Consider the following 11,423-nt stretch of genomic DNA (forward strand, 5'->3'; position numbering starts at 1 on the left):
TGTCCAGGTCGGCGCGGTACCCGGCGATAATGACGACCAACCGGTCGCGGTCGTTTTCCATGCGCGCCAGCAGCGTGTCGATGGCCACCAGGCCGAAGTCGTTCTTGGCCCCGGTGGCCACCAGTGCGTAGGCCTCGTCGAGGAACAGCACGCCGTCCAGCGCGCTGTCGATGATGGCGTTGGTCTTGGCCTCGGTCTCCCCGATGTGCTGACCGATCAGGTCGGCACGGTGCACCTCGCGAATGTTCTCCCGCTTCAAAAGCCCCAGACCGCAATAGATTTTCGCGACGACGCGGGCGATGGTGGTCTTACCCGTACCGGGCGGGCCGGCGAAAACCAGGTGGTGAGTGCGCTGCGCGACGGCCAGCCCACGCTGCTGGCGCAGCACGGCCATGGCGACCGAACTCTTCAACCGCGACACCTGGTTCTTGACCTCGTCCAACCCGATGAACTCGTTGAGCTGCACTTCGGCCTCGGCCAGCAGTGCGGCTTTACGCTCCCGGGCACCCGGATCGACGAAATCGGCGTCGCTGGGCTCGGTTTCGTGGTTCCACGGGTCGGTGCGCGCCTCGATACGGGCCGCGGTCGTGGTCACCATGCCGAAGCTCGGATCCGACAGCGCCTGCTCGATCTCTTCGTTCTCGGGATTGGCCGCGTACAGCTCGTGCAGCACCTCGCTGGCGGCCTCTTCGTCGACATGTGCCCGCAGCGCAAGCGCTTTGGCCAGCGCGCCGTCGACCGCGGCGACCGCGATGGGACCTTCGGGCTCCTCGAGATACGACAGCGCCGGGGCGAACATGCCGAGCCGGGCCAGCGCGGTGCCCAGGGCGATCTTCACCGCATGCGCGAACGCACCGTCCAGATCGGGGTCATTGACGATCGGGGTCAACAGCTTGACGACGTCCGACCAGCGCTCCGCACGATAGTTGATGACGACGGCAATCCACCGGGCCTCGCGCAGCTTGGGCCGACGCTCGGCGATGCGGCCGACGATCTCATAGGCGCGGGCGTATTCGGCCGGGCCGCCGGCCGACGCGAGGGCCGCGGCGTAGGCCAGCTGGAAGTCGTCCGGGCCGGTAGCGCGGAACTGAAGGTAAAGGCCGGTGTCGTATCGGAAACCGAGGGCGCCGCGCTCCAGTTCGACCTGTCGTTGCAACACCCCGGCCGTGGCCGCGGTGCGGGCGACCTGTTCCAGCACGTGCGGGGAGGTGTCACCCGCGGCTGCCAGGCCGGTCCAGGCGTCGCACTGCTCGTGCGCGATCCGGGTGAGCGCACTGAACCCCGAGCGGGCCGCGTCGAGGTCCGCGGGCCGCTGCCGCTCGTAGACGGCGATGCCGAGGGCACGGCAGCAGGTAGCAAACCTGCTGACGACGTCGCTGTCTACCCTGCCGACCGTCCGGGATGCGAGGGGTTTAGCCGCAAGCATGCCGATATCACCGCGTTCCACGCCCCCGCCGTCTCCTGAAGTAGTTAAAGTCGCCACCGGCTAACTCCGCCCAGCTCCGCCTGAGGTTAGCCACCCGAAGTTAGCATTCCCTAAGCTAACTGTCGAGGTGACCAAAAGCGTGCGATTCAGCACAAACACTCCCGTCCTAGGCCGCTGACCTGCGAAATTTTCGATCCGTAACCGGACCGGCCACCAGGCTAGCAGCTTACTGAATATGATTTTCATTAACAACGGCGGGTGCCGGTACATGCGCCGCCGGCGCGATGACCGATGGTCATCCGGTAAGCCAGCTCGATGCGCACCTGCACATAGTCGGGCCTATCGCGCAGGTTGGGAATGAATACGATCCCGGTGAAGTTTGTCGCAGCCGCACATAGTCAGTAGTCGGAGCGCACAGCCGCCAAGTTCCCCGCTTGGGTCAGGGCTTGGCGGCGCTGACCAGCGTGTTGCGTGCGAACATCGCCGCGGCCTCGGAGTCGGGCCCCGGTATCGGCCGCCCCACCTCGCGCAGGTAGTCGTTGAGCGGCGTTCCGATCGCGGTCCAGCCATGCCCACCGAACCACTCGGTGGCGGGCGCGCACCGCTCGTTGTAGACCAGCTGGAAGAACGGGCGCTGCTCGCCGTCCGGAGTGGCGCGTTCCTCCTCGACCTTGGCCTGGAATTCATCCTCGGGGAGCGGAGTGCCGTCCTCGACGGCGACATGACTACCCGGACAGGCCAGCGCGTTGATGCCGGAGAAAAGCTGCTCCTGGGCGGCTGCAGGCAGATAGATCAAGAGCCCCTCGGCGATCCAGGCCGAGAACTGGCTGGGATCAAAACCGCTGTCCTGCAAAGCTTGTGGCCAATCCTGCCGTAGATCGACGGCAATCTCCCGACGCTCGGCGCGCGGTTGCACACCATGTTGGGCGAGCACCTCCCGCTTGAAGTCGAGAACCTGTGGCTGATCCAGCTCGAAGACTGTCGTGCCATCCGGCCAGGGCAGCCGGTAAGCCCGCGAATCCAGTCCGGCCGCCAGGACGACGACCTGCCGCGCACCCGCGGCGGCGGCGCGCTCGAAGTAAGCGTCGAAGTACCTGGTGCGGGCGCCCTGGAAGTCGACGAAGTGGCGACCGAAGTCGTCGCTCTTGAGGTCGTGTTCGGGGGCTTTGCCATCCAGCACGTCGGCCCAGGAACCGCCGACGGCACGGCAGAACAGTTCCGCATAGGGATCGACGGCCAGCGGCTCCGGTTTCTGCGCCTCCAAAGCCCGCGCGGTCGCTACGAAAAGCGCGGTTGATCCCACACTCGTTGTGATGTCCCAGGTGTCACCGTCACTGCGCACCCCAACACCCTAGCCGCGTTCGAGATCCCAAGTGCCGGGCAGCATCGGCTCGCGTGGACCGCCACCGAACTCGTCGTCCGCCAGCGCCGTCAGCCCGGCCACATCAGCTATCGCGCCCTTACGCACCGTGCCGGCGAACCCCATGTCGCCGGCGCCATGTACGGACGAGGTCGCCATGGCGAGCTCGTCAGGCGGGTCCCAGTCGGGATCGACGCCGACGTTCATAGCGGCAAACTCGTCGCCGTGCTCGTGCAGCCCCGACCGTCGGCGACGGCGTCGGCGCGCCTGCTCCCGCGCCGCCGCCGCGGCGGCCACGGCCGCGGCGTCCGGCTCCGACGCCTTCCTGCTGGCGCTCGCAGGGGCACTCATGCCGGAGCCGAATCCGATCCCGGGTCCGCCACCGATCAAAAACGGGTAGCCCATGCCCGCGGCCGGACCGCCGGCCGCCGGTGGTGTTCCGGCGCCGGCGGCGGTGCCCGAAACCGTGGTCGCCGTGCCGGGCGCGGGGGCCGCGGTTGCGGCCGAGGCGACGACGGACGGCGCCGTCCCGACGGTGGGCAGCATTGATGCCTCGGCGATCGGCGAGACGATAGCCGGGATCGCCACCGGTTGGATCGCGGCAAGCCCGGACAAGCCGGCCAGCCCGGTCACCGAGCCCAGGTTGGCGATGGCGCCGCCGAGCGCGGCGGCCAGCAACTGCGGCGACTGCACCAGCGGCGCAAGCTGCGCTAGGTGGGTCGGCCAGTCGAATTCGGCAAGCTCGACGACATACTCCAGCGCCCCCGCCGGATTGGTGAACAGCTGCTGGACGAACGTTTCGAACTGCTGGCCGAATTCCAGGGATCGGGCAACCCACCAGCTGGGCTGGGTCGCATCGGTGATGTCGTGCATGTGGACCCCGTTGAGCGTGCCCTCCAACGGATCCCAGTCGATCTGCCCGCCGGTGAGCGCCCGCAGCAGGTCGGCGACGAGGTAGTCCAACGGCGTGGGATCACCGTGATCGTGGTCCTCGTGCCCCTCCTCGCCTTCCTCGTGACCGTGGTCGTCCTCGGCAGCAACGATCTGCGGCGCCGGGGTTGCCGGCGCCGTCGAGGCCACCGCGCCCTCGGACGCCGCCTGATATGCCGTCATAGTCGCCGCCGCCTGGAGCCACATCCGCGCGTAGTCGGCCTCGTTGAGCGCGATCGGGATCGTGTTGATCCCGAAGAAGTTCGTCGCCACCAGCACGCCGTGGATGGCGTGGTTGGTCGCCAGCTCGACCAGTGTCGGCATGGCGGCCAACGCGGCGGTGTACGCGGCGGCCGCGGCTTCGGCTTGCGCGGCCGCGTTCGCACTGCGAGCGCTCACCTGCGCCAGCCAAATTAGGTATGGCGCATGGGCAGCCACATACTGTTCGGCGCTCGGCCCCTCCCAGGCACCACCCTGCACCGCGCCCAGCAGCGCGGTGAGTTCGTCAGCGATCTCGCTGTACTGCGTGCTCAGCACCGACCATGCGGTCGCGGACGCCAGCATCGGACCGGGTCCGGGACCGCTGCTGAGTAGCGCCGAATGCACCTCCGGCGGTGAGGCCATCCAAATCGGGGCCGTCATCAAGTACTCCTCCGCTGGCAGGGCTGTGCCAGCTCCCTCGTGCAGGAAGAGTACTGAAGTTGATAATCGTTTTCAATAGGTTCGGCATCGGTCCGGACGGGACTTTGCCAGGGTTACACGAGCGGAAGGCGGTTTTTGATCCGCCGGTCCAGATCCCACAGCATCAGGTTGAACGGGAACTCCCGGACGATGCGCGGCAGCATCGCGTTGACCGTCGCGAGTACCTCCATCAACAGGTCGAAACGCTGTTGACGGTCGTCGTCCCAGGTGAACCCCATTTCGTCCCGGAACCGCTGCGGCAAGAACCCGGAGGTGATCAGCAGGTTGAATTGCTCCAACGGGCTTCGTAGCCAGCCGGGCAATGGCAGTCCCCGGATCCGCGCCACCGCGATCGGATAAAGGAACTCGCGGACGGTGTCGTCGATGTGCACCAGGTCCAGCGACTCCTGCCAGTACTTATCGAAGGCGGCCCGGTCGGCCGGCCACATCTCCGGAGGCACCTGCAGCGTTGTGCCGATCGCCATGCCCTGCTGATACAGCCGGTCTGCATCCTCTTCGTCGATCTCTCCGACGAAGAGGCGGTAGACGTCGATCGTTCCCTTGTAGATGCACGCCGCGACCCACAACTGCAGTTCGGGGTCGAAAGCGTTGTAGGAGACCGGACTGTCAGGGGTGGAGTACACCTGTGCGTGCGCTCGGTTCACGGCCCGGCGAAACGCCGCCTTCTGCGCGTCCGTTCCCGCATTGGCCACCGCGATGTAGGTAAAGGTGGTGCGGGCCCGCTTGATCGGGTGGCGGTCGATGCGTCCGCTTTCCACGCGGCTCTCCGCCACGCCATGCCCGACACCCGGTCGAGACAGCTCCATGATGACGTTAGCCGGTCCGGCCAGCAGTGCCACCCCCATCAGGCCGAAGTCACCGGCGATGCGCCGACGCACTTTGCCCTGCGGCCGCGGCGGATCCGAGATCGGCCTCTCCACATGAGGGACGCGAGTCCTCTCAATCTGTTCGATCGTCACCCTTCAGGCCCCCACGTGTCCGGCAATTCTGATAACATCCGTTTCCAAATTTTGGCGGCTGCGGATTCTGATGTCAAGATGGTGTCCATGGATGCCGAAGCGTCGAGCGCGCGGCCCTACCGCGGCGTCGATGCAACGCAGCGACTGGCCGTGCGCCGCAACCAGCTGTTGGCCGCTGGCCTGGACCTGCTGGGGGCCGAGGACCCGAACGACACCGAGCTCACCGTGCGCAACCTGTGCCAGGCCGCGGGCCTGTCGGCGCGATATTTCTACGAGAGCTTCACCGACAAGGACGACTTCGTCGCCCGCGTCTACGACTGGGTGATTGCCGGACTGGCCGGCAGCATGCAGTCGGCGATCTCGGGCGTACCGGCAGACGAACAACCGCGGGCCGGTATGGCTCACCTGGTGCGGACCATCGCCGGCGACGCCCGGATCGGTCGGCTGCTGTTCAGCACCCACCTCGCCAATGCCGTGGTGATGCGCAAACGGGGCGAGTCGACGGTGTTTTTCGCCATGTTGTCCGGCCAGCACGTCGTGACTGCGATGGGGGCTCCGGCGAACGAACGGGTCAAGGCGGGGGCACACTTTGCCGTCGGCGGCGTCGGGCAGACGTTGAGCGCGTGGCTGTCCGGTGATGTGAACATGGAACCGGACGAACTAGCCGATCACCTGGCGTCGCTGCTGGTGGAACTCACCGAGCCCAGCCTGTACAGCCCGGTAAAGGGCTAACGCAAAGGGCTAACGAAAGGGCTAACGAAAGGCTAAGCCCTAGGGCATCAACGGCACCTGCCACAACCGCATGTCGGGATGGAGCCAGAGTCGCATCCAGGTCAGGCGCATCACCCGCAGCGCCCCGGAGATGAGCAGATAAGCCATCGGCACCGAGATCAGCAGCGCGGTCACCACCGACAGTGCCGCGTCGTCGGGTCCCGCGGTCATCAGGTCAAACCAGGCGTCGCAGATGAGCAGAACCCCCGTGGTGAAAGCGGTGAGCACCAGCAACTGACGGCGCAGATAACCCAGCACCGCGGTGGCCGCCATGAACCCGACCAGCAGCAGGTCGAAGCCCACCCAGGTGATCGGCCAGTTGTGCGCGACGTACTTCTGCGGCAGCGTCAGCGCGAGGTAGGCCATCCACGGGATCATCGCGATCAGACCACCGACGATCAGACCCAATCGGATGTGCCGCATCCGGTTGAGCGTGACCGGGTCCTCCAGCTCACTCAACGGCGCCTCGAGCCGGGTGATCAGCTCGCGTCGCTGCTCCGGCGTCAGAGCGGCGATCTGACGGTCGCTGAGAATCGCCTCGGTCATGCCTGGGCGGCCGCGACCGGTGGCCGCCGGTCGGCTTCGGTCTTGGGCACCGCTGGGGTGTCAGCGTCGGTGAACTCCCTTACCCAGCAAGCGAATTCAAGCATGATCCCATCGGGATCCTGGAAGTAGAACGAGCGGACGTACACCCCGGGATGCACCGTGGCGGATACCTGCATCGGACTCTCGTCGTGGTTGAGCACCGGACCCACCCGCACGCCCTTGTCCTTCAGCCGCTGGCGGTAGGCGTCGAACTTCTCCGCCGGAACGTGGAAGGCGAGGTGGTTCATCGTGCTGACCGCGCTGGTGATGTCGCCAAGCCCCGGCAGCGCGCCGGGCGAAGAGATGCCCGGCACCCGGTCGGGCGCTTCGGCGAACCAGAAGAACGCGACGCAGTCCCCGTTGCCGGCATCGAAGAAGAAGTGCTGACCCGCACCGCCGGGCAGGTCGAGCGACTTGATCAGCGGCATGCCCAGGACATTGCTGTAGAAGTCCACCGTGCGCGCCATGTCGGAGCAGACCAGCGCGACGTGGTTGATTCCGCCGAGCTCGAATTCGGTGTTGGTGTTGTGCGGCTTGATCATTTCGCGACTCCCGTGGTTAAGATCCAAACCTGAATCTAACATCAGATTCAGGTTTCTTGCAGGAAGGTGCAGGTGACAGCTTCGGCAGCACCCGACGGGCCGGCCTCGGGCCGTGCGTCCTTTCCAACCCACCGTGGTCGGCGGACCCAGGCCGCCATCGACGAAGCCGCGCGAACCGTGATCGCGCGCAAAGGAATCCTCGCCACCACCATCGCCGACATCGCCGCCGAAGCCGGCAGGTCGGCGGCGTCGTTCTACAACTACTACGACTCCAAGGAGGCGATGGTCCGCCAATGGGCGCTGCGGTTCCGCGACGAGGCCAACCAGCGCGCCGTCTCGGTGACCCAGCACGGCCTCTCCGAACGCGAACGGGCACACCAGGCGGCCGCAGCCCACTGGCACACCTATCGGCATCGCCTGGCCGAGATGATCAGCATCTCCCAGCTGGCGATGGTAAGCGACGACTTCGCCCAGTACTGGGCCGAGATGTGCGCGGTTCCAATATCATTCATTGCCGAGTCGGTGAGACGTGCTCAGCGCCACGGCTTTTGCAGCGACGACGACCCGCAACTGCTGGCCGAGGCGATCGTTGCGATGTTCAATCAGTTCTGTTTCATCCAGCTCACCCGCACGCCCGCACCCGACGACGAAGCCTGCATCCGGACTCTGACGAACATTTACTACCGGGCCATCTACAGCCAGGAGGACGTGCCGAATTGACCGCCATCAGCCGTGAATTCATCGGACTGCCGTCACCGACCGCCGAACGCGCCGGCGCCGGCGGACACCCCTGCCAGGGGCTCTATCACCGCGCCGAGGGGCACAAACCGAAGGTGGCGATGATCGCCACCCACTACCAGATCGACTTCTCCGAGCATTACATCGCGGACTACCTGGCCGCGCGCGGTATCGGATTTCTGGGCTGGAACACCAGGTTCCGCGGATTCGAGAGCAGCTTTCTGCTCGACCACGCGCTGGTCGACATCGGGGTGGGAGTGCGGTGGCTCCGCGACGTTGCGGGCGTCGAAACCGTTGTGCTGCTGGGCAACTCCGGCGGAGGATCGTTGATGTCGGCATACCAGTCGCAGGCGGTCGAGCCGAATGTGACCCCACTGGCGGGAATGCGGCCGGCGAAGGGCGTGGCCGAGTTGCTACCGGCCGACGGCTACGTGGCCACCGCGGCCCACCCCGGGCGCCCGGACGTGCTCACCGCCTGGATGGACGGTGCCGTCGTCGACGAGAACGACCCGGTGGCAACCGATCCCGAACTGGACCTGTTCGACGAGCGCAACGGCCCGCCCTACTCGCCGGAGTTCATCGAGCGCTATCGCGGCGCCCAGCTGGCGCGTAACGACGCGATCACCGACTGGGCCGAGGCCGAACTCAAACGCATTTCGGGGGCCGGCTTCTCCGATCGGCCATTCACGGTGATGCGCACCTGGGCCGACCCGCGCATGGTGGACCCCAGCATCGAACCGACCAAGCGGCAGGCGAATTGGTGCTATGCGGGAACTCCGGTGAAAGCGAACCGTTCCACCCGTGGCATCGCCGCGGCCTGCACACTACGCAACTGGCTGGGCATGTGGAGCATGCGCACGGCGCAGACCCGCGCCGAGCCACACCTGAACCGCATCACCTGCCCGGCGCTGGTCATCAACGCCGAGGCCGACACCGGCGTCTTCCCTTCCGACGCGCAACGCATCTATGACGCGCTGGCCGGCACCGACAAGGCCCAGGCCGCCATCGACACCGACCACTACTTCACCACCCCGGGCGCCCGCGACGAGCAGGCCGACGTGATCGCCGAATGGATCGGCGATCGGTGGGCCTAGCGGCGTGACCAACCAACGGGTTGTTAGCTTCAAATGGTTGTTAGCTTGAAGACGGCCGCGTAGGCGAACCGATCACAGGGAAGGCGACCAATGCCGATCGCAATCAGCCCCGAACATCAAGACCTGGCCGACTCGGTGCGGTCCCTGGTGGCGCGGGTCGCGCCGTCGGAGGTGCTGCACGCGGCCATGGAGACGCCGCTCGAGAATCCGCCGCCGTACTGGCAGGCCGCCGCCGAGCAGGGACTGCAGGGCGTACACCTGTCCGACTCGGTCGGCGGGCAGGGCTTCGGCATCCTTGAACTGGCGATCGTGCTCGCCGAGTTCGGCTACGGGGCGGTGCCCGGTCCGTTCGTGCCGTCGGCGATCGCCAGCGCGCTGGTGTCCGCCCACGACCCCGACGCCAAGGTGCTCGCCGAGCTGGCGACGGGTGCGACGATCGCCACCTACGCCCTGGACTCCGGGCTGACCGCCACCCGCCACGGCGACGTCCTGGTGATCCGCGGTGAAGCGCGCGCGGTGCCCGCCGCCGCACAGGCCTCGGTGCTGGTACTGCCCGTCGCGATCGACAGTGGCGAAGAATGGGTGGTGCTGCGCGCCGAGCAGCTTGAAATCGAGTCGGTACAGAGCCTGGATCCGCTGCGGCCGATCGCCCACGTGCGGGCCAACGCCGTGGAAGTCGGCGACGACGTGGTGCTGAACAACCTGAGCATGACGACCGCCCACGCGCTGATGACGACGTTGCTGTCGGCGGAGGCGGTGGGCGTGGCGCGCTGGGCCACCGACACCGCGTCGGGTTATGCGAAGATCCGCGAGCAGTTCGGTCGGCCGATCGGTCAATTCCAGGCCATCAAGCACAAATGCGCGGAGATGGTCGCCGACACCGAGCGGGCCACCGCGGCGGTATGGGATGCCGCGCGCGCCCTGGACGAGCTGCGCGACGGCGCGGACAACCACCTCGAATTCGCCGCGTCCGTGGCCGCCACCCTGGCACCTGCCGCGGCTCAGCGCTGCACCCAGGACTGCATTCAGGTGCACGGTGGCATCGGGTTCACCTGGGAACACGACACCAACGTGTACTACCGCCGGGCGCTGATGCTGGCCGCCTCGTTCGGCCGTAGCTCAGAGTATCCGCAGCGGGTGGTCGACACCGCGACCACCAGCGGGATGCGCGAGGTGAACATCGACCTGGACCCGGAGACCGAGGAGCTGCGGGCCGCCATCCGCGGCGAGGTCGCCGCGTTGAAGAAGATGGACCGGCCGGCCCGCGCGGTGGCGATCGCCGAGGCCGGCTGGGTGCTGCCGTATCTACCCAAGCCCTGGGGCCGGGCGTCGAATCCCGTGGAGCAGATCATCATCGCCCAGGAGTTCGCCAGCGGTCGGGTGAAGCGGCCACAGGTCGGCATCGCCGCCTGGATCATTCCGTCGATCGTCGCGTTCGGCACCGAGGAGCAGAAGCAGCGTTTCCTGCCGCCGACCTTCCGCGGCGAGATGATCTGGTGCCAGCTGTTTTCCGAGCCGGGGGCCGGCTCGGACCTGGCGGGGCTGTCCACCAAGGCGACCAAGGTCGACGGCGGGTGGCGCATCACCGGCCAGAAGATCTGGACCACCGCCGCCCAGTACTCCCAGTGGGGCGCCCTGCTTGCCCGGACGGACCCCAGCGCCCCGAAGCACAACGGCATCACCTACTTCCTGGTGGACATGAAGGCCAAGGGGGTGACGGTCAAGCCGCTGCGCGAGCTCACCGGTCACGAGATGTTCAACACGGTCTACATCGACGACGTGTTCGTGCCCGACGAGTGCGTGTTGGGCGAAGTGAACCGGGGTTGGGAAGTCAGCCGCAACACTCTGACCGCGGAACGGGTCTCGATCGGCAGCAGTGACGCCAACTTTCTGGCCACCCTGCCGCAGTTCGTGGAGTTCGTCCGGGACGGACAGTTCGACCAGGTGGCTCAGCACCGCGCTGGGCAATTGATCGCCGAGGGCCACGCCGCCAAGGTGCTGAATTTGCGCTCCACACTGCTGACGCTGGCCGGCGGTGACGCCATGCCCTCGGCCGCGATCTCCAAGCTGTTGTCGATGCGGACCGGACAGGGCTACGCCGAGTTCGCGGTGGCATCCTTCGGCGCGGAGGCCGTGATCGGCGACCCCGACCAACTGCAGGGCAAGTGGGGCGAATATCTGTTGGCCAGCAGGGCCACCACGATCTACGGCGGTACCTCGGAGGTGCAGCTCAACATCATCGCCGAGCGCCTGCTGGGCCTGCCCCGCGACCCGTAACGGGGAACGCGCCAAGGTGGCGCGAACAGACGCTAAAGC

10 protein-coding genes are annotated in these 11,423 nt (G+C 66.8%); 4 read left to right on the top strand and 6 right to left on the bottom strand.

Annotation, left to right across the window (positions count from 1 at the left end; all coding sequences use genetic code 11):
• The 4 genes from eccA to A9X01_RS21205 form a co-directional block, all read right to left on the bottom strand.
• Positions 1 to 1,447, bottom strand: a 1,447-nt coding sequence (gene eccA, locus A9X01_RS21190) for a type VII secretion AAA-ATPase EccA (protein ID WP_065122629.1), incomplete at its 3' end; no start/stop codon positions are given.
• 418 nt (positions 1,448 to 1,865) lie between these two features.
• Entirely contained in the window at positions 1,866 to 2,768 is a 903-nt protein-coding gene (locus A9X01_RS21195; protein WP_065122630.1) for a class I SAM-dependent methyltransferase, read from the bottom strand.
• Between the two features lie 9 nt (positions 2,769 to 2,777).
• Complete coding sequence (locus A9X01_RS21200; RefSeq protein WP_065122631.1) at positions 2,778 to 4,358, bottom strand: PPE family protein; 1,581 nt, start codon at positions 4,356 to 4,358, stop codon at positions 2,778 to 2,780.
• 113 nt (positions 4,359 to 4,471) lie between these two features.
• Positions 4,472 to 5,377 (bottom strand): oxygenase MpaB family protein, encoded by a 906-nt coding sequence (locus A9X01_RS21205; protein WP_065122632.1) that lies wholly within the window; start codon positions 5,375 to 5,377, stop codon positions 4,472 to 4,474.
• A gap of 78 nt (positions 5,378 to 5,455) precedes the next feature.
• On the opposite strand from A9X01_RS21205, the gene A9X01_RS21210 reads away from it, so the two are divergent.
• The gene (locus tag A9X01_RS21210; protein ID WP_065122635.1) at positions 5,456 to 6,109 is read left to right on the top strand and encodes a TetR/AcrR family transcriptional regulator; all 654 of its coding nucleotides are present in this window, start codon (positions 5,456 to 5,458) and stop codon (positions 6,107 to 6,109) included.
• Between the two features lie 39 nt (positions 6,110 to 6,148).
• Here the strand turns inward: A9X01_RS21210 and A9X01_RS21215 are convergent, their stop codons facing one another.
• Positions 6,149 to 6,694 carry a hypothetical protein gene (locus tag A9X01_RS21215; RefSeq protein WP_065122633.1) on the bottom strand — a complete coding sequence of 182 codons (546 nt, stop codon included), beginning with the start codon at positions 6,692 to 6,694 and terminating at the stop codon, positions 6,149 to 6,151.
• Positions 6,691 to 7,275: a VOC family protein gene (locus A9X01_RS21220; protein WP_065035669.1), complete on the bottom strand. Its 585-nt coding sequence runs from the start codon at positions 7,273 to 7,275 to the stop codon at positions 6,691 to 6,693. Before A9X01_RS21220 ends, A9X01_RS21215 begins: the two co-directional genes overlap by 4 nt.
• Positions 7,276 to 7,347: 72 nt before the next feature.
• On the opposite strand from A9X01_RS21220, the gene A9X01_RS21225 reads away from it, so the two are divergent.
• From A9X01_RS21225 to A9X01_RS21235, 3 genes are all read left to right on the top strand, one after another.
• The gene (locus A9X01_RS21225) at positions 7,348 to 7,995 is read left to right on the top strand and encodes a TetR/AcrR family transcriptional regulator (RefSeq protein WP_065122637.1); all 648 of its coding nucleotides are present in this window, start codon (positions 7,348 to 7,350) and stop codon (positions 7,993 to 7,995) included.
• Entirely contained in the window at positions 7,992 to 9,107 is a 1,116-nt protein-coding gene (locus A9X01_RS21230; RefSeq protein WP_172832577.1) for an alpha/beta hydrolase, read from the top strand. The genes A9X01_RS21225 and A9X01_RS21230 overlap by 4 nt, the downstream gene beginning before the upstream one ends.
• 90 nt (positions 9,108 to 9,197) lie before the next feature.
• Positions 9,198 to 11,384 carry an acyl-CoA dehydrogenase family protein gene (locus tag A9X01_RS21235; RefSeq protein WP_065122634.1) on the top strand — a complete coding sequence of 729 codons (2,187 nt, stop codon included), beginning with the start codon at positions 9,198 to 9,200 and terminating at the stop codon, positions 11,382 to 11,384.
• The last annotated feature ends 39 nt before the right edge of the window (positions 11,385 to 11,423 follow it).

It is taken from the genome of Mycobacterium asiaticum, from assembly GCF_001668675.1.
In the GTDB taxonomy this organism is placed as follows: Bacteria; Actinomycetota; Actinomycetes; order Mycobacteriales; family Mycobacteriaceae; genus Mycobacterium; species Mycobacterium asiaticum_D.